This window comes from Spirillospora sp. NPDC000708 (assembly GCF_040299565.1).
GTDB lineage: Bacteria > Actinomycetota > Actinomycetes > Streptosporangiales > Streptosporangiaceae > Spirillospora.
In genome coordinates this window covers 41,546-59,360 of record NZ_JBEPCJ010000011.1, presented here as the reverse complement: position 1 = coordinate 59,360, position 17,815 = coordinate 41,546, and the positions used below count along the sequence as shown (strand labels likewise).

Sequence of the window (17,815 nt, the reverse complement as noted above, 5' to 3'; positions counted from 1 at the left end):
GGCATCGCCCGTCCGGCGAGCGGCCGTCAGGCGAGCGGCCGTCAGGCGACTGGCCCGCTCGGCGCGGCGGATCTAAATTGGGTCCACGTGCGGATCATCTCCCTGAACGCCTGGGGCGGCGCGATGTTCGACGACCTCGCCCCCTGGGTCGACGCGTGCGGCGCCGACGTCCTGTGCCTGCAAGAAGTCACCCACACGCCGGGCCTCGGCGGCTGGACGCGCTTCGACGACGCGGACCGGTCGCTGCCCCAGCGGGCGAACCTCCTGGCCGATGTCCGCGAGCGCCTCCCGCACCACCACGGGCTGTTCACCGCGAGCGACGCGGGTCCCGTCCAGGATCGGCAGCGGCGGTTCCACCGGCAGGACTTCGGGCTGGCCACCTTCGTCGCCGAGGCATTTCCCCTGGTCGGCGTCCGGTCCGCGTTCGTGCACGGCGCCTACACCGAGCACCGCGACGGATGGCCGAACGACGGCCGGCCCCGAGCCGCGCTCGCCGTGCGCGTGCACGACCGCCGGGCGGAGCGGTTCGTCACCGTCGTGAACCTCCACGGCCTGCGCGATCCGCGCGGCAAGGCCGACACCCCGGCCCGCCAAGCGCAGGCCGAACGGCTCGCCGACCTCGTCGAGGGGGCGCGCGAGGACGGCGACCTGACCGTGGTGTGCGGCGACTTCAACCTGCTCCCCGACAGCACGACCTTCAAGACCCTCGCAGACCTCGGGCTGACCGACCTGGTCGGCGACGCCGACACCCGGACCTCCCGCTACCCGAAGCCGCTCCGGCACGCGAGCTACCTGCTGGTCTCCGACCCCGGCGCGGTGGCACGGTTCGAGATCGCGACCGCGCCCGAGGTGTCCGACCACCGGGCTCTGGTGCTCGACCTCTGACGGCGGGGAACGCGGCAGGACAAGGGGGTCAGGAGCCGCTCTCGTCGGTGCGGGCGCCGGCGAGGACGGCGTCCAGCAGGCCCGGGTAGCGGGCGTCCAGGTCGTCGCGGCGCAGGGTCAGCAGGTTCTCCCGGCCGGACGGCTCCTGGAAGATCACGCCGCTGTCGCGGAGCACGCGCCAGTGGTGGGTCATCGTCGACTTGGACGTGATGCCCAGTTCGGCGAGCACGCTGCCGCAGTTGCGCTCGTCGGCGCCGTCCAGCACGCGGACGGCGGCCAGCCGCACCGGATGGCCGAGCGCCGACAGCACCCCGTCGACGCGGATCTGGTCGCGGTCCGGGTGGCGGTACCTCATGGTCCAACCGTAGCGCGACGGTCGAACGATCCGCCGGGTTCCCTTGCATATTTGTACGACCGTACGCGAGTATTCGTACAGTCGTACTCCGGATGGCGGCTCCGTCCGCCGCCCGTCCCCCTAGAGACCGCGAAGGGTGTCCTTGGCATGTCCGCTGTAACGAGGCAGCCCGCCGGGCGGCTGGGCTGGATCCTGGCCCTGCTGGCGCTCGCGCAACTGATCTACGCGCTGGACCTGAACATCGTGTTCGTGGCGCTCCCGGAGATAGGCGCCGAACTCGGCTTCCCCGGCCAGACGCAGCAGCTGGTGGTGAGCGCCTACGTCGTGTTCGCGGGCGGGTTCCTGCTGTTCGGCGGCCGCGCGGCCGACCTGCTCGGCCGCCGCCGCGTCTTCGTGCTCGCCCTGGCCCTGTACGCCGTGTCGTCCCTGGCGGGCGGCCTCGCGCCGTCCCCCGCCGCGATCGTCCTGGCGCGCGCGGTGCAGGGGATCGGCGGCGCGCTGCTGCTGCCGTCCACCCTGTCGCTGATCAACACGTTGTTCGCCGAGGGACCGCAGCGCAACCGGGCGCTGGCGGTCTGGGGCGGCGCGGGCGCCAGCGGCCTGACCATCGGGGCGCTGCTCGGCGGCGTGCTCACGGAGAACCTCGGCTGGCCCGCCGTCTTCTACGTCAACGTGCCGCTCGCCGGCCTCGTGGCGCTCGCCGCGCTGGCGGTCATCCCGCCCGACCCGGCCGGCGGGCCGCGGCGGCGCTTCGACCTGCCCGGCTCGCTGACCGTCACCACGGGCGCGACGCTGCTGGTGTTCGCCCTGGTGGAGGGGCCGGAGGAGGGCTGGGCGGACCCGCTGGTGATCGGCGCGCTCGTGGCGGCCGCCGCGCTGCTGGCGGCGTTCGCGGTCATCGAACGGCGCAGCGCCGATCCGCTCATGCCGTTCCGGCTGTTCCGCAACCGGAGCCTGACCATCGGCCTGAGCGTCACCTTCATCTACATGGCGACCTTCGGCGTGCTGCCGTACTTCCTGACCGTGCTCATGCAGAGCGTGCACGGCTACAGCGCCCTGCAGACGGGGCTGGCCTTCCTGGTCCCGTCGCTGGCGATCGCCACCGGCACCCAGCTGGGCGAGCGGCTGACCACCCGGATCGGCCTGCGCGCCACGCTGCTCATCGGCTTCGCGATCGGGGCCGCCGGCACGGCCGCCATGGCGGTCGGGTTCGACGCCGGCGCCGGTTACGGGCTGCTCGTGCCCGGGCTCATCGTCTCCGGCGTCGGCCAGGGCATCGTCTGGACGGCCATGTGGATCGCCGCCGCCACCGGCACCGCCGCACACGAGCAGGGCGTCGCCAACGGCATCGCCTCCACGACCCTCAACATCGGCAACGCCATCGGCCTGGCCGTGTTCACCGCGCTCGCCGAGATCGGCACCGGCGGCAAGACCGGGGGTGCCCTGCGCGCGGCCACCGCCCACGGCGAGCTCGTCGTGGTGCTTCTCACCGCGGCCGGGATGGTCGCCGGACTGCTGGCCTGCCTCGTGCTGCCGCGTGCCGGCGCGTCCGCCCCGACCGCGGCCGGCACCACCGACCCCGAACACCTCGTCGCGGGCTGACCGCGCCGCCCGCCCCCCGTCCGGGACCTGGACGGGGGCCGGCGGCGGCCGGGGTCCGGCACCGGCGGACGTCGGATACCGTGACGCCTGTGATCTTGAGTCCGCGCTGGTCCCCGACGCGCGAGGGGATCCGGGCGTGGTGCGGTTCGCCGGTGAGGGCCGCCACCTGGCTGGCCACGGCGCAGGTCGCGGCGGGCGGTGCGGTGGGGCTGGCGGGCCTGGCCGCCGTCGCCTTCCCGATCGCGGTCGGCATCGAGCTCGCGCGGTCGGTCGTCGCCCCCCTCGTGGTGCTGGCCGTCGTCCTGGCCGTGGTGCGCGGCTGCACCGCGTTGCAGCGTTCCAGGATCACCGCCTTCACCGGCGCCGATCCCGTCGGGGACCGTCCGAGGCCGTCCTGGCGGCGGTGGCCCTTCACCGCCGGAGCCTGGCGCCAGGTCGCCTACCACTTCGTGGCCGGACCGCTCGCGGTCGCCATGGCGGCGCTGGTCGGCGCGGTCTGGAGCGGCGGGCTGCTGCTCGCCACCGCGCCCGTCCACGCCTGGACGCTGCCGCCGGACGGGCCGCTCGGCTGGAACCCCCGCGCGCCTCTCGCCGTCGCCGCGATGACCGTCGCCGGGGTGCTCCTCCTCCTGCTCGGCCCCGCGCTGGCCGCCGTCCTGGCGCGCGCCGATCTCGCGGTGGCGCGCGCGTTCCTCGGGCCGACCCGGCGCCAGGAGCGCGCGGCGCTGGCCCGCCGGATGTCCGGGCTGGCGGCGAGCCGGGCCGCGACGGTCGAGGCCGCCGACGCCGAGCGCCGCCGGATCGAGCGCGACCTGCACGACGGCGCCCAGCAGCGGCTCGTGTCGCTGGCGATGAACCTCGGCATCGCCCGCGCGACGCTCAAGGACCTGCCCGAGCCCGCCCGGGACGTCGTCGCCCGCTCCCATGAGGAGGCGAAGCTGGCGCTGACCGAGCTGCGCGACTTCATCCGCGGGCTGCATCCCGCCGTGCTCGACGAGCTGGGCCTCGACGCGGCGCTGTCCGGGCTCGCGGGACGGACCCCGATCCCCGTGGACGTAAGGGTGGACCTGCCCGAACGGCCCGCCTCCGCGCTGGAGTCGGTGGCGTACTTCGTCGTCTCCGAGGCGCTCACCAACGTCGTCAAGCACGCGGGCGCGTCCCGGGCCGAGGTGGCCCTCGCGCGCCGGGACGACCGGATCGTGCTGACCGTCGTCGACGACGGCCGCGGCGGCGCGAGCACGGCGGGCGGCAGCGGCCTGGCCGGGCTGTCCCGCCGCGTCGCGTCCGTAGACGGCGCCCTGTCCCTGTCCAGTCCGACCGGCGGCCCGACCCGCCTGACCGTGGAACTGCCATGCGCATTGTGATCGCCGAAGACTCGTTCCTGCTGCGGGAGGGCCTCGTCCGGCTGCTGGAGCTCGGCGGCATGACCGTCGCCGCTGCGGTGGGCGACGCCGACGCCCTGCTGGAGGCGGTGGACGGGCACGACCCCGACCTGGTGGTCGTGGACGTGCGGATGCCGCCCACCCACACCGACGAGGGACTGCGCGCCGCTCTGAAGCTGCGGGAGAACGGGCCGCGGCCGGGCGTCCTGGTGCTGTCGCAGTACGTCGAGGAGCGGCACGCCGCGCAGCTGCTGCGGGGCGACACCACCGGCTTCGGCTACCTGCTGAAGGACCGGGTCGCGGACATGGAGGAGTTCCTGGCGACGGTCCGGCGGGTCGCCCAGGGCGGGACCGCGATCGACCCGGAGGTCGTGTCGCAGCTGCTGAGCCGCAGCGACGGCCCGCTCGACCGGCTGACGCCCCGCGAGCACGAGGTGCTGCGGCTCATGGCCGAGGGCCGGTCCAACGGCGGGATCGCCGAGGAGCTGGTGGTCAGCGAGAGCGCCGTCGCCAAGCACGTCGCGGGGATCTTCGCCAAGTTCGACCTGCCCGGAACGCCGCAGGAGCACCGCCGGGTCCTGGCCGTGCTGAGGTTCCTCAGCGGTGAGTGAGCGATGAGGGGCCTGCGGACGGCCTGGATCGCGCTCGGGGGAGCCGCCACGGTCGCGCTGCTGGGCGCCGGGACCGTCGGCGGGAGGGTGTGGCTGAGCGGTTCGGACGATCCTTCGCAGCCGACCGTCCGCTACTCGCGGATCCACGCGGTGACCAAGGTCGTCGTGGAGTTCGACAGCGGTGACGTGCTGGTCGCGGCGGGCGGGAGCGGGCGCGTCGACGTCGAGCGCCGGTCGCGTGACGGGCGCTTCCTCGACCTCAAGGAGGTCTGGGACGGGGACCTGCTCCGGCTGGCGGGCGGCTGCCGCGACGGGAACGGCGAGCGCGCCACGCACTGCAAGGCCGGGTACGTCCTCCGGGTACCGGCGGCCACCGAGGTCGAGGTGCGCGCCGACACGGGCGACGTCACCGTGGCCGGGCTCACCGGCGCGGTGTCCTGGACGTCCGGCAGCGGCGATCTCGAACTCCGGGACGTGGCCGGGCGCGTCCGCGCGACGACCGACTCCGGCGAGGTGACGGCCACGGCGCTGCGCTCGTCCGCCGTGGAGGCGCGGACCAACACCGGTGACGTCGGGCTGGCGTTCGCCGCCGCGCCGCAGCGGGCGGCCGTGACGACCAACACCGGTGACATCCGGCTGGCGGTCCCCCCGGGCCGGTACCGGACCAGCGCAGACACGATCTCCGGCCGGCGGGACGTCGCCGTCCCGGGGGACGGCGCGTCCCCGTCCGTGCTGGAGGCCCGCAGCAACAGCGGTGACGTGCGGCTGCGGGCCGGCTGACGGCTCGGTCACGGGATCGGTGGACGGATCACTCGCCGCGCGGGGCGGGCCCGCCGGTGAGAAGGCGGGTGGCGACCACGGACGTGCAAACGGCGACCACGGCGCACATCCCGGTGACCGTGAGCACGGAGGTCCACGGGACGGTCAGCGGGAAGTCGCCCACCAGCCCGGTCAGCGCCGCCCGCTGGCCCGCCACGACGGCGACCGCCGCCGCGCCGGCGAGGATCGCGCCGGCGACCGTCGCCACCACGGTCTCGGCGGCCACGAACGTCAGCGTCTCGCGCCGCGCGGCGCCGGCCAGGGTGAGGGCCGACAGCTCGCGGCGGCGGTCCGGGGCCGCCATCACCAGGGTGTTCGCGATCGCGATCAGGGCGAACGCCAGCGCGATCCCGAACACGTTCCCGGTGGCGAGCCCGCTCTTGCGCTGCTGCTCGGCCTGCTCCGCGTCGAGCAGGGACGACCGGGCGGACAGCCGCACGGGCCGGTCGCGCACGGCCGAGCGCAGCGCCGCGGCCACGGCGGAGGCGTCGCCGCCCGCCGCGACCTTCACCTCGATCTGAGCCGGACGGCCACCGCCGGTGGAGGCGGCCGGGATGTAGCCGATCTCGCCGGTGACCGTGGTGCGGGTCAGGGCGGCCACGCGCAGCGCCTCGGACGTGCCGTCCGGCAGCCAGGCCCGCACCCGGTCCCCGGTGCGGACGCCGAACTCCCGCGCGCTGTCGCGGTCCAGGACGAGGGAGTCGTCGCCGAGCCTTTCGAGGGACCCGTCCACGACGTCCGGATGCCGCGTCGCGGTCAGCGCCCGCGGGTCGACGGCGAAGGCCGACAGCGTGCCCAGATAGCGGTCGCCGTCCCCGCTCAGCCGCACTTCGGCGGGGGTGTAGACCGCGACCGCGGCGCCCGGGACGGCGCGCACCCGGTCGACGACGGCCGAGCCGATCCCGCCGTCGCCCTCGGCCGTCAGAACGTAGTCGGCGCTGCTCCCGGCGCGCAACCCCGCCACGTTCGCGGCGTTCGCCGCGTCCTGCGCGGTGAACAGCGCCGCGCCGAGGCCGACGGCCAGCACCACCGGGGTGGCGACGGCGGCGGTGCGCCGTCCGGCGAACAGCGCGCCCTCGCGGACCACCATCGCGCCCGCGCCGAGCCGGCGCAGCGGCCAGGCCAGCGCGGCCAGCACGGGACGGATCAGCAGCGGGGTCAGCAGCGCGCACCCGCCCACCAGCAGGACGGGAACGAACAGGTAGTTCTGCATGCTGAGCGCCACGACCTGGTTGGACTGGACGGCGCCCGCGCTCTTGTAGACGCCGAGGGCGAGCAGGACGCCGCCGAGCACCAGCCGCACCGGCGTCGCCGCCCGGCGCCTGCCGGTGGCCTCCCGCAGCGCCTCCGCCGGGCGGACGCGTCCGGCCCGCCACGACACCACGACCGTGCCGGCCATCGCCGACAGCAGACCCAGCAGGAACGAGATCACCAGCGGGGCGGGACGGGTGTCGACCGCGAGCCAGGGCGGCGCGACGCGATGGTCCACCATCCAGGCGCGCAGGACCCCGGTCGACCGGGCGCCGATCGCGCAGCCGAGGGCCGACGCGAGGACGGCCAGCACGAACGCCTCGGCGAGCACCATCCGCCGCACCTGCCTCGGCGTCGCGCCCACCGTCCGCAGCAGCGCCATCTCCCGGCGCCGCTGCTCGACCACGAAGGCGAAGGTGGCGATGACGACGAAGACCACGACGAAGACGACCAGCATCATCGACGTGCCCGCCATCCCCTCGGCGTCGCGGAGCTGGTCGCGGCCGCCGGCCTGGTCGCGTTCGGCCAGCAGCCGGTCGTCGCCCGTGAGCACTTGTGCGCCCGTCCCCTGGACCGCCGCGCGCACCGTCGCCGCGTCGCCGTACGCGACGACGGCGTCGACCTCGGGCGACAGCCGCGCCGCCTCCCCGTCGGCGAAGAACACGGCGTGCTCGAACCACACCGGAGCCGTGACGCCGGCGACCGTGTAGTCCCCGAAGCCGGAGCCGGTCGCGACCCGGACGGTCCCGCCGACCAGCGACGGGTCGCCGCCGCCGACCACGATCTCGCGCGGCGACTCCGGCGCGTGCCCCTTCACCAGCCGGTACGGGGTGAACGCGGCGGTGCTCCAGGGATGGCCCACCTGCGCGTCCGGGCCGCCGGGAAGCCGCGCGGCGAACGACCGGTCCGCGACCGTCCGGCCGGTGCCGGACAGGGCCCGGACGGTTTGCGGGGGCAGCGGGCTCGGGCGGCTCAGCGGGAACGCGCGCGGGTCGCCGTCGTCGTCCTTCAGCTCCACCGTCACCGGCGCGGTCACCACCGCCGGGGCCTGCGCGTACCGCTGCGGGCCGTGGAACTCGGTGGACGTCACCGCCCGCAGGGTGATCGCCATCATCGCGATGATGCTCGTGCCCAGGGCCAGCGCCAGGAAGGCCCCGGCGTAACTCGCCGCCCGGCTGCGCAGGGTGGCCAGCGCGATCCGGATCACTGCGCCGCCTCCAGACCGGTGATCCGCGCCGCGACCAGCTCCGGCGTCGGGGCCTCCAGGCTCCCGGCGATCCGGCCGTCGGCGAGGAAGAGCACCTCGTCGGCGACCGACGCCGCGACGGGGTCGTGGGTGACCATCACGATCGTCTGCCCCTCGCGGTCCACCAGGTCCCGGAGCAGCGTCATGACCTCGCGCGACGAGCGGGAGTCCAGCGCGCCGGTGGGCTCGTCGGCGAACAGCACCTGCGGGCGCGTCACCAGCGCGCGGGCGATCGCGACCCGCTGCTGCTGGCCGCCCGACATCTCGCCGGGCCGGTGCCGCCGCCGCTCCGCCAGGCCCAGCCGGTCCAGCGCGGCGTCCACGTCCCGGCGCTTCGGCCGCTTCCCCGCCAGCATGAGCGGCAGCGCGACGTTCTGCCGGGCCGTCAGCGACGGCACGAGGTTGAACGCCTGGAAGACGAACCCGATGCGGTCGCGGCGCAGCCGGGTCAGCGCCCCCTCGCTCAGCCCGCTCAGCGAAGTCCCGGCCAGTTCCACGTCGCCGGCGTCGACGCGGTCGATTCCCGCGGCGCACTGGAGAAGGGTGGACTTTCCCGATCCGGACGGTCCCATGACGGCGGTGAACCGCCCGCCGGGAAAGGCGACGGAGACGTCGTCCAGCGCCGCCACCCTGTTGTCGCGGCGGCCGTAGGTCTTGCTGACCCGGCTGATCCGCACCATGACTTCGCTGCTCATGGCCTCGACGGTAGAAGCCGGAGCCCTGCCGGGACCATGACGCGGAGACCCGACTCGACCCTGTACCCAGCACCAGGTGACACCCGGCCCGAGCAGCGAGCGCTACCCCAGCCTGGTCGGCGCGCTCGCCCAAGAGGGCTTGCCGGTGGAGAGGTCACCGTGCGGGACCTCGTGGCCCTCGCCGCGGTCGATGACGTCGTCGAGGGCGGCACGGGCCTCCAGGAGACCCCCGATGGCCTGGTCGAGCCTCGCGCGTTCGGCGCGCAGGCGCCCGATGACCCCCGCGCACGCGGGAGTCGGCAGGGAGTCGTCGCGCAGGCACGAGCTGACCTGGGCGATGGTGGCGGTGGACAGCCCGGCGGCCAGCAGGGCGCGGATCTTCCGCACCGCGCCCACGTCGGCCTCGGCGTAGTCGCGGTAGCCGTTGGGAGACCGCTCGGGCGTGAGCAGGCCCTGCTTCTCGTAGTAGCGGAGGAGCTGCTCGTCGACCCCCGTGCGCCTGGCGAGTTCCCCGATGCGCATGTGAACCGCCTTCGCCGCTTGACCTTGTAACTGGTTTCAGAGTTTACCTTCGTGATCGCCCACCCGAGGCGAGCTCGCCTTGCGGGGGGGCGGTACGGCATGACTACGCAAGGAGATCAAGGACGATGGCAGCACAGGCAGACGTTTTCGTCGTGGGTGCGACCGGGTTGCTCGGCGGCCGGATCGTGTCGGCCTTCCTGGACCGGGAGGTGACCGTGCGCGCGCTGGTGCGCCCGGGCGCCGCCGGTGAGAAGAAGCGAGCGCTCGACGCCCTGCGGGCCAGGGGAGTCGAGCTGGTCGAGGGCGACATCACCGACCCGGCCGACCGGCTGGCCGCCGCCATCGGCGGGGCGCGGACCGTCGTCTCCGCCGTCCAGGGCGGCCCGGAGCTCATCATCGACGGTCAGGCGAACCTCTTGGCGGCCGCCGAGCAGGCCGGCGCGGCCCGGTTCGTCCCCTCCGACTTCGCCATCGACATCACCAAGCTCGACGACGGCGACAACGTCATGATCGGTTGGCGGCGGCGGGCGGCGGCCCTGTTCGCGGGCTCGCGGCTGGGCGTGCTGTCGGTGCTGAACGGCGCGTTCGTCGAGGTGATGACCGGCTTCATGGACCTCATCGACTGGGAGAAGGGCACCTTGTCGCACTGGGGCGACCCCGACCAGCCGATGGACCTGACCACCGTCCAGGACACGGCCCTCTACACCGTCGCCGCAGCTCTCGACCCGGCGCTGGCGGGCGGCGGGACGGCACGCTTCGCCGGTGAGGTCGTCTCGATGCGCGAATTCCGCGAGGCCGTCGAGCGCGGCACCGGCCGGAAGCTCACCTTGCGGACGCTGGGCACGGCCGATGAACTGCGGGCCGAGATCGAGCGCCGCGCCAAGGCGACGCAGAACCCCTTCGACTACGTGGCCCTTCAGTACCAGTGGTGCATGGTCACCGGAAAGGGCAAGTTCGACGCCTTGGACAATGACCGCTACCCGGAGGTCAAGCCGACCTCCGTCGAGGACTTCGTCCGCAGCGCCGACCTGCCGGCCTGACCTGACACCTCCCGTGGGGTTCCGCGAGAGGACGCGCTCGTCGTCGCGGGCCGTCCGGCGCCGGCTCGGTTAAGGGGTCGCGTCGGGGCGGGCCGGCGTTCGATGATGCGAGCATGTTGGATACATCCCTTTATGTGGCTTTTCTCGTCGCCGCGCTCGCCCTGTGCCTCACGCCCGGACCCGACATGATGTTCATCGTGGCCATGGGGGGACGGGGCGGGCCCGGCACCGGCGTGATGGCCGCCGTGGGAGTGGCGACCGGCGCGCTCACCCACGCGATCGCGGCGATGCTCGGCCTGTCGGCGCTGTTCACCACCCTGCCGACGCTCTACCACGTGCTGCGCTGGGCGGGCGCCGCCTACCTGCTCTACCTCGCGGTGAGGTCGTTCCTGGACCGCGGTGAGACCGGCGAGGAGGCCGCCCCCGCGGGACCGGGACGGCTCCGCGCGTTCTGGCAGGGCGTCGTCACCAACCTGCTGAACCCCAAGGTCATCCTGTTCAACATCGCGTTCCTGCCGCAGTTCGTGAATCCGTCACTCGGGCACCCGATGGTCCAGTTCCTCGTCCTCGGGCTGACGCTCGTGCTCATCGGCCTCGCCGTGGACGGGACGGTCGGGCTGCTGTCCGGCCGCCTCGCCCGGCTGCTGCGGCGGAGCCGCCGTGTCGCGCGCGGTCTCAACATCTTCAGCGGCACCGTCTTCACCGGCCTCGCCGTGCGCCTCGTGGCCGTCGCGAAATAGAGGCGCCTCCTCAGCGCCTTCTCAGCGCCGCGCACCGCCGGCGGACGCGGCGGCGGTGTAGCGGCGGGCCAGGCGGGCGCAGGCGTCCTTGAGCTCGGCGGGGCCGACGATCTCGAAGTCGGCGTCGAAGCGCCCGACGGCGGCGGCCAGTCCGCGCCAGGACCACGAGCCCAGCACGAGCCGGCAGCGGTCCGGGCCGAGCTCCTCGACGAGCCCGTCCCGGGAGTAGCGGGACACCGCCGCGGCGGGCAGGTGAAGGATCACCTCGCCGCGGCAGGGCCAGTCGGCCGAGCCGCCGGAGCCGCGGAAACGGCCCGCCACGAACGCGGCCACGTCCCCACCGGGGACGGCGCGGCGGGCGAAGCGAGGCCCCGTCGGGGTGCGCGGGGTGATCCGGTCGGCGCGGAACGTGCGCCAGTCCTCGCGGTCGAGGTCCCAGGCGACGAGGTACCAGCGGCCGCCCCAGGTGACGAGGTGGTGCGGCTCGGCCCGGCGCGGCGGGGCCGGGGCGCCGCCGCCCGCCTCCGGAGGCGAGGCGGACGCGTAGTCGAACCGCACGACCTCGCGGGCGTGGACGGCGGCGCCGAGCGCCATGAGCACGCCGCCGTCCACCTGCGGTCCCGGCCGGGGCACCGGCCGCTCGACGGCGGTGACCTGCAAGGTGTCGATCCGGTGGCGCAGCCGGGACGGCATGACCTGCCTGATCGTCGCCAGCGCGCGCGCCGCGCCGTCCTCGATTCCCGCGCCGGAGGCGGCGGCGATCTGGAGGGCGACGGCGAGGGCGACGGCCTGCTCGTCGTCGAACAGCAGCGGCGGCAGTTCCGTGCCGGCCGCGAGCCGGTACCCGCCGTCCGGCCCCTTGATCGCGGCGATGGGGTAGCCGAGCTCGCGCAGGCGGTCGACATCGCGGCGCACCGTGCGCGGGCTGACGTCCAGGCGCTCGGCCAGCAGCGCGCCCGGCCAGTCCCGGCGCGCCTGGAGCAGCGAGAGCAGCTCCAGCAGCCGCGCTGAGGTCTTCTGCATGCTCCCGATTCTCGCGGAAGAAGCGGCCACAACCTGTCCGCTACCCCTGCGACGGTGGACACCGGGCCCGAGGAAACGGGCACGACCGAACCGAGCGATGAAGGAGTCCGCAATGGCCGTCGACACCGTGACGCACCTGAACTTCCGAGGCGATGCGCGCGAGGCGCTGTCCTTCTACCGGTCCGTGTTCGGCGGGGACATGGCCGTGATCACCTACAAGGACGCCGGAAACGTCCAGGACCCGGCCGAGGCGGACCAGGTGATGTGGGGCCAGGTGGCCGCCGGCAACGGGTTCCGCGTGATGGCGTACGACGTGCCGTCGAACCTGCCGTGGAACCGGGGCGAGAACTCGTTCTTCGTCTCGGTGCGCGGTGAGACGGCCGAGGAGATCACCGGCTACTGGGAGAAGCTCTCCGAGGGGGCGAGCGTCCGGCAGCCTCTGGGCTCCGCCCAGTGGGCGCCGCTCTACGGGATGCTCGTGGACCGGTTCGGCGTCATCTGGGTCCTGGACGTCGCCAGCGGCTACGACGCGTCCTGACCCGATGGCCGTCCTCGACACCCGGGCGCTGGGCCGCGCGACGCTCGCCCGGCAGCTGCTGCTCGACCGCGCCGACCTCACGGCTCACGACGCGATCGGGCACCTCTGCGGCCTGCAGGCGCAGGAACCGCAGGAGCCGTTCGTCGGGCTCTGGTCGCGGCTGCGCGCGTTCGACCCGGCGGAGCTCTCCGACCTGCTGACCGGAAGGCGCGTGGTGCGGACGCACCTCATGCGCCGCACCGTCCACCTCGTCACCGCCGAGGACGCCCTGTCCTGGCGGGCCCGGCACGAGCCGATGCTGCGCCAGCGGGTCCTCGGGGTCTACCGCCGCGAGTTCGCCGGGGTGGACCTCGACGAGCTCGCGGCGGCGGGACGGGCGGCGACGGCCGACGGCGAGCCGCGCACCATGGCGGAGCTGGCGCGCGCGGTCGCGGGACGGTGGCCGGACCCGTCGCCGCGCGCCCTGGGCGAGATGCTCGTCTCCGCGCTCGTCCCGAATGCGCAGATCCCGCCGCGCGGGCTGTGGCGGACCAGGGCGGGGGTGCGCAACGTCCCGCTGTCCTCCTGGCTCGGCCGCGAGGCCGACCCTCCGTCCGCGGACGCCTCCGACCCGGTGGGGCAGGTGCTGGTGCGGCGCTACCTGGCCGCGTTCGGGCCCGCCGCCTCGGCCGACGTGCGCGCCTGGTGCGGGCTCGCGGGACTGCCCGCCGCGATCGCCGCGATGCGCGACGAGCTGGTCGCCTTCCGGGACGAGCGAGGCCGCGAACTGCTCGACCTCCCCGACGCGCCGCGCCCCGACCCCGACACGCCCGCTCCCGTGCGGTTCCTGCCCGCCTACGACAACGCGATCCTCGGCTACCACGACCGCAGCAGGATCATCGACGACGACCACCGCGGCCTGTCCGTCACGGGCGCTCGCGTGGTGCTGGTCGACGGTCGGGCCGCCGCGACCTGGAGCGCCGACGCCGGCACCGTGGTCGTCGCCCCGCTGCGCCGCTTCTCCCGCGCCGAGCGCACCGCCGTCGCCGAGGAGGGGCGGTCGCTGGCGTCGTTCCTCTCCGACGGCGACGCCGACGGCGTCCGGATCACCGATCCGGCGTAGGCCGGGCGTGCCGCGCGGAGGGCGCCGCGTCAGGCCCAGCCGTGGACGCTGAACGCCTCACCGCGCATGATCGCGGCGAGCGCCAGCGCGCAGTGCGGGATCACGTCGCCGGGCGGCCGGACCGGGTCGATCCACACCGCCTCGGACGCCTTGTCCGGCTCGGCGGCGCGCGGTTCGCCCTCCCAGCGGTCGAAGCGGAACCAGAAGTCGCTGACCGCGTGGCACGGGCCCGGCAGCGTCTCGGCGGTGCGGTGCATGACATGGGCGAAACGGGCGTCCTCGCGGCGCAGCCGGACCCCCGTCTCCTCGCGGGCCTCGCGGATCGCGGCCGCCAGCACGTCCTCGCCGGGCTCGATCCGCCCGGCGGGAGGGCAGAGCCACCCGTCGGCGTACCCGGTGTTGTAGCGCCGCAGCATCAGGACCTGGCCGTCATGGCGCCGCAGGACGACATGGGGCGCCACGAAGGACCCGTACCAGCCGCCGCTCCCGTCCCATTCCGGCGGCGCTGCGACCTCGCGCGCGGAGACGATCCCGAGACGCCCGGCCATGTGCGCTTCGGCCTGGGCCGCACCGCCCGCCAGGTCGACCATGGGGACCGCGGCGGACAGCATGACGTCGGCGAGCTCGTCCAGCACATCGGACCTGCTCTTGTGGACGCCCTTGCGGGGATTGCCGCCGGTCATCCCGATGTAGGCCTCGGCGACCTCGCCGACCTCTTCGGCGAGCTTCAGCACCAGCGTCTGGGTCGGCACCTCGGACAGGTAGCCGGCCCTGATGCGGGCGGTGTCGGCCCAGAAACCGCGGCACGGCTCGGTGGTCTCGGAGGAGGTCACGGCGTCGAGCCTAGGAGCCGGAGGGGCGCCCGTCCCGGTTTCTCGAACATCCGATCGAATTTTTGCCCGGCCCCGTTCGCGGTTCCCGACTCCGCCGGAGGGCGCTTCTAACTACACTTGTAGCAGCTAGCACGACCGGGGCCGGGCTGCGATGCTTCACCGTGGCCGGGCGCCTCGGGACGGCTCCGGCGTACAAGAGAAGAGGGGATGGAAGGCATGGTCTTCAAGCAGTTGCTGGGCGCCTTCGGGGTGGGCGGCCCTTCGGTCGAGACGGTGCTGGCCGGCCCGCACGGACGTCCGGGCGAGTACCTGTCCGGCGAGGTCCGCGTGCAGGGCGGAGACCGTGACGTCCACATCCACCAGGTCGTGCTGAGCCTCGTCACCCGCGCCGAGTACGAGCACGGCGACCACGAGGGAAGCGGCGGCCTGGAGTTCTACCGCGGGGCGATCACCGGGGCCTTCCACCTGGGCGCCGGGCAGTACCACGCGATCCCGTTCCAGATGCCGCTGCCGTGGGAGCTCCCCGTCACCGAGGTCTACGGGCAGCACCTGCACGGCATGGCCATGGGCGTGCGGACGGAACTGGAGGTCGCCGGGGCGGTGGACGCCGGCGACCTGGACCCGGTCTCGGTGCTGCCCCTGCCGTCCCAGCAGCGCGTCCTGGACGCGTTCGGGGCGCTGGGGTTCGCCTTCAAGGGCGCCGACGTCGAGCAGGGGCACATCGCCGGCCTGCACCAGGAGCTGCCGTTCTACCAGGAGATCGAGTTCCACGCGCCGCCGCAGTACGCGGGACGGATCAGCGAGGTCGAGCTCACCTTCGTCGCCGACCCGCACGGCCTGGCGGTCGTGCTGGAGGCCGACCAGCGCGACACCTTCCTCTCCGAGGGCGACGACGTCTTCGGGCGCTTCCACGTCTCCCATGAGGAAGCCCTTCACATGGCGTGGGAGCACGAGCTGGAGTCGTGGCTGCAGGTCGTGGCCGGGCACGCGGGCGGCCACGGCTTCGGCGGGCACGGCTACGGCGGCCACGGGGGCGGGCACGGCTTCGGCGGACACGAGTACGGGCACGAGGGGTTCGGCCACGGCGCCCATCACGGCGAGCACCACGGCGGCCACGGGCCGGGCTGGGGCGGCGTGGCCGCGGGCGCGGCCGGCGGTCTCGCGGCCGGGTTCGTCGCCGGTGCCGTCGTCAACGAGATGCTCGATGACGACGACAACGGCGGAGACGACGACGGCGGGGACGACGACTCGTTCGACACCGGCTTCGCCCAGCAGGCCGTCCAGAGCGCCTACCAGGAAGCCGCCTACGAGCAGGCGTACGAGGACGCCTACGAAGACGCGTACGAGGACGCGATGGACACGTACGAAGGCGACGACTGACCCGAGGCGCCCCCGCGCGGCCCGGCGCCCGCCTCGGGCATCACGCCTCCCGCACGCTGATCGCGGCACGCGGGTGGCGGGGCTTCTCGATCTCGTCGAGCAGCGCGATCGCGAAGTCCGCGTAGGTGATGCGGCTGGCCGGATCGCCGTGCTCCGCGACGGCGTACCGGCCGGTCGGGGCGCCGTCGTGGTCGAAGTCGCCCGCGGGCGCCACGTACGTCCAGTCGAGGTCGGAGGCCCGGAGCTCGTCCAGGCCCGCCGCGTGGCCGAGGTAGAAGGACCGGTACTCGTTCGGGTAGCCGGGCTCGTCCATCAGCGGAGCGCCGGACGGCCCGGGCATGATCGACGCGAGCCCGACCACGAGCAGGCGGCGCACGCCGGCCCCGGCCAGCCCGGCGGCCAGCGCGCGGGACGAGGCGGTGAAGAAGTCGTGCGGCGGCGCCGCCAGGTCCGCGGCGGCGCTGACGGCGGCGTCCTGCCCGGCGGCGGCCCGCCCGACGGCGGCCGCGTCGGTGACGTCGCCCGCCACGACCCGCGCGCCGGCCAGGTCGCCGTGGCGCGCCGGGTCGCGCACCACGGCGGTCACGCTGTGGCCGCGCCGGTGCGCCTCGGCGACGGCCTGCCGCCCGGCCCGGCCGCCCGCGCCGAAGACCACGATGTTCATGGGGAACCGCCTTTCACCAGGGCCGGGAATCGGTGCGCCCGGCCGGTGCGCCGACGTTAACGGGGGCCGTGGTTTCCATCGGGATACCGGTTATCGTGAGGGCATGAGGGAGCCTTTGCCCGCCGACATGTTCGACGAGCTGTGCCCGTCCGCCCTCAATCCGATCCGGTTCGGCGACAAATGGGCGGGGCTCGTCATCCGCTGCCTGGAACACGGACCGCGCCGGTTCTCCGAACTGCGCGTTCCGCTGAGCCGCGTCACGCCCAAGGTCCTCACCCGGTCGTTGCGGTCTCTCGAACGGGACGGGCTCGTCGAGCGCACCGTCCACGCCGGGGCGACGCCACATGTCGAGTACGAGCTGACCCCGCTCGGCCGCAGCATGCTCCAGCCGATGGCCGCGGCGTGCGCCTGGGCCGAGGAGCACTGGGACGAACTGCTCGACGCCCGCGAGTCCTACGACAGCGCCACCCGTCTGGACCGCACCGGATGATGACGTTCCGATGTCGGGGCGGCGGCTTTCCATGAGTGAATGGGCGGACGGTGATCGCTTCCACCCCGAGGTCCGCTCATGAGGCTCATTTGCGACTACTTCCGGGCGCCCGACAGGACGACGGCCCTGTTCCTGCACTTCCCCGAGTATTGGACGGACACCGCCCTGCCCGACGCGGAGGCGGTGCGGCTGAAGAGCATCGATCCGTACGTCATGCTCGGCAGGCTCGTCAGCCTCCTGCTGTCCCGGGCGACCTTCGAGGACGTGCTGTTCTCCGGTTTCCCCGAACGGGACGTCCCGGAGCCGGAACTGCTGACTCCGGAGGACGACGACCCCATCATCGTCGAACTGGACGTCATGGTGCGGGACACCCTGGCCAAGGCCACGCAGGCGGAAATGGACGCGGCGGCGCCGTTATGGGCGCAGACGGAGGAGTTCGTCGGCAACGAGTTCTTCGACCTGCCGGAGGTGCGTAGATCGGTCGCCGACCTGGCGGGCCTGGCGGGCCGCGCCCGGGAGGCGGGCCAGATGATGTACTGCCTCATCTGCCCGTTCCCGCGAATAGTCGAATGGCTGCCCCCCGAAACGGATTGACGCGACGGCCTGCGGTGATGGTCCGCGGCGATGCGAGCGACCT

At 74.1% G+C, this 17,815-nt stretch carries 19 protein-coding genes; 12 read left to right on the top strand and 7 right to left on the bottom strand.

What is annotated here, in order from left to right; all coding sequences use genetic code 11:
* The first annotated feature begins 87 nt into the window (after positions 1–87).
* Positions 88–885 carry an endonuclease/exonuclease/phosphatase family protein gene (locus ABT299_RS10815; RefSeq protein ID WP_500250515.1) on the top strand — a complete coding sequence of 266 codons (798 nt, stop codon included), beginning with the start codon at positions 88–90 and terminating at the stop codon, positions 883–885.
* Between the two features lie 28 nt (positions 886–913).
* Here ABT299_RS10815 and ABT299_RS10810 read toward each other — a convergent pair whose 3' ends face one another.
* A complete protein-coding gene (locus tag ABT299_RS10810) occupies positions 914–1,240 on the bottom strand; it encodes an ArsR/SmtB family transcription factor (protein ID WP_190850570.1) in 327 nt (108 codons plus the stop codon).
* A 147-nt stretch (positions 1,241–1,387) separates the two neighbouring features.
* On the opposite strand from ABT299_RS10810, the gene ABT299_RS10805 reads away from it, so the two are divergent.
* The 4 genes from ABT299_RS10805 to ABT299_RS10790 all read left to right on the top strand — a co-directional run bounded on the left by ABT299_RS10805 (position 1,388) and on the right by ABT299_RS10790 (position 5,615).
* Positions 1,388–2,842: an MFS transporter gene (locus tag ABT299_RS10805; RefSeq protein ID WP_190850569.1), complete on the top strand. Its 1,455-nt coding sequence runs from the start codon at positions 1,388–1,390 to the stop codon at positions 2,840–2,842.
* A gap of 89 nt (positions 2,843–2,931) precedes the next feature.
* Positions 2,932–4,206 carry a sensor histidine kinase gene (locus ABT299_RS10800; protein ID WP_500250514.1) on the top strand — a complete coding sequence of 425 codons (1,275 nt, stop codon included), beginning with the start codon at positions 2,932–2,934 and terminating at the stop codon, positions 4,204–4,206.
* Entirely contained in the window at positions 4,194–4,835 is a 642-nt protein-coding gene (locus ABT299_RS10795; RefSeq protein WP_190850567.1) for a response regulator transcription factor, read from the top strand. Before ABT299_RS10800 ends, ABT299_RS10795 begins: the two co-directional genes overlap by 13 nt.
* Before the next feature lie 3 nt (positions 4,836–4,838).
* Positions 4,839–5,615, top strand: coding sequence for a DUF4097 family beta strand repeat-containing protein (locus ABT299_RS10790; RefSeq protein ID WP_500250513.1), 777 nt, complete (start codon positions 4,839–4,841; stop codon positions 5,613–5,615).
* Positions 5,616–5,643: 28 nt separating this feature from the next.
* Here the strand turns inward: ABT299_RS10790 and ABT299_RS10785 are convergent, their stop codons facing one another.
* The 3 genes from ABT299_RS10785 to ABT299_RS10775 all read right to left on the bottom strand — a co-directional run bounded on the left by ABT299_RS10785 (position 5,644) and on the right by ABT299_RS10775 (position 9,368).
* Positions 5,644–8,112 (bottom strand): FtsX-like permease family protein, encoded by a 2,469-nt coding sequence (locus tag ABT299_RS10785; protein ID WP_500250512.1) that lies wholly within the window; start codon positions 8,110–8,112, stop codon positions 5,644–5,646.
* On the bottom strand, positions 8,109–8,846 hold the full coding sequence (locus tag ABT299_RS10780; protein WP_190850561.1) for an ABC transporter ATP-binding protein: 738 nt from the start codon (positions 8,844–8,846) through the stop codon (positions 8,109–8,111). Before ABT299_RS10780 ends, ABT299_RS10785 begins: the two co-directional genes overlap by 4 nt.
* 102 nt (positions 8,847–8,948) lie before the next feature.
* Positions 8,949–9,368, bottom strand: a complete 420-nt coding sequence (locus tag ABT299_RS10775) for a MerR family transcriptional regulator (RefSeq protein WP_500250511.1) — start codon at positions 9,366–9,368, stop codon at positions 8,949–8,951.
* Between the two features lie 125 nt (positions 9,369–9,493).
* Between ABT299_RS10775 and ABT299_RS10770 the strand changes: the two genes are divergently transcribed.
* Positions 9,494–10,408 (top strand): NmrA family NAD(P)-binding protein, encoded by a 915-nt coding sequence (locus ABT299_RS10770; protein WP_500250510.1) that lies wholly within the window; start codon positions 9,494–9,496, stop codon positions 10,406–10,408.
* 134 nt (positions 10,409–10,542) lie between these two features.
* Positions 10,543–11,148: a LysE family translocator gene (locus ABT299_RS10765; protein ID WP_500250509.1), complete on the top strand. Its 606-nt coding sequence runs from the start codon at positions 10,543–10,545 to the stop codon at positions 11,146–11,148.
* Positions 11,149–11,169: 21 nt separating this feature from the next.
* On the opposite strand, the gene ABT299_RS10760 is transcribed toward ABT299_RS10765, so the two are convergent.
* A complete protein-coding gene (locus tag ABT299_RS10760) occupies positions 11,170–12,171 on the bottom strand; it encodes a helix-turn-helix transcriptional regulator (protein ID WP_500250508.1) in 1,002 nt (333 codons plus the stop codon).
* Positions 12,172–12,283: 112 nt separating this feature from the next.
* Between ABT299_RS10760 and ABT299_RS10755 the strand changes: the two genes are divergently transcribed.
* Together ABT299_RS10755 and ABT299_RS10750 are read left to right on the top strand one after the other, a co-directional pair.
* Positions 12,284–12,709 carry a VOC family protein gene (locus ABT299_RS10755; protein ID WP_500250507.1) on the top strand — a complete coding sequence of 142 codons (426 nt, stop codon included), beginning with the start codon at positions 12,284–12,286 and terminating at the stop codon, positions 12,707–12,709.
* Positions 12,710–12,713: 4 nt separating this feature from the next.
* Positions 12,714–13,811 (top strand): winged helix DNA-binding domain-containing protein, encoded by a 1,098-nt coding sequence (locus ABT299_RS10750; RefSeq protein WP_500250506.1) that lies wholly within the window; start codon positions 12,714–12,716, stop codon positions 13,809–13,811.
* A 29-nt stretch (positions 13,812–13,840) separates the two neighbouring features.
* Here ABT299_RS10750 and ABT299_RS10745 read toward each other — a convergent pair whose 3' ends face one another.
* Positions 13,841–14,644, bottom strand: a complete 804-nt coding sequence (locus ABT299_RS10745; protein ID WP_500250505.1) for an NUDIX domain-containing protein — start codon at positions 14,642–14,644, stop codon at positions 13,841–13,843.
* Between the two features lie 207 nt (positions 14,645–14,851).
* On the opposite strand from ABT299_RS10745, the gene ABT299_RS10740 reads away from it, so the two are divergent.
* Positions 14,852–16,024, top strand: a complete 1,173-nt coding sequence (locus ABT299_RS10740; RefSeq protein ID WP_500250504.1) for a sporulation protein — start codon at positions 14,852–14,854, stop codon at positions 16,022–16,024.
* A gap of 40 nt (positions 16,025–16,064) precedes the next feature.
* On the opposite strand, the gene ABT299_RS10735 is transcribed toward ABT299_RS10740, so the two are convergent.
* Positions 16,065–16,688, bottom strand: coding sequence for an NAD(P)-dependent oxidoreductase (locus ABT299_RS10735; RefSeq protein WP_190850522.1), 624 nt, complete (start codon positions 16,686–16,688; stop codon positions 16,065–16,067).
* Between the two features lie 103 nt (positions 16,689–16,791).
* Here ABT299_RS10735 and ABT299_RS10730 point away from each other — a divergent pair, with 103 nt between their 5' ends.
* Both ABT299_RS10730 and ABT299_RS10725 read left to right on the top strand, forming a co-directional pair.
* Positions 16,792–17,178: a winged helix-turn-helix transcriptional regulator gene (locus ABT299_RS10730; protein ID WP_190850519.1), complete on the top strand. Its 387-nt coding sequence runs from the start codon at positions 16,792–16,794 to the stop codon at positions 17,176–17,178.
* Between the two features lie 78 nt (positions 17,179–17,256).
* Complete coding sequence (locus tag ABT299_RS10725) at positions 17,257–17,772, top strand: hypothetical protein (RefSeq protein ID WP_190850515.1); 516 nt, start codon at positions 17,257–17,259, stop codon at positions 17,770–17,772.
* The last annotated feature ends 43 nt before the right edge of the window (positions 17,773–17,815 follow it).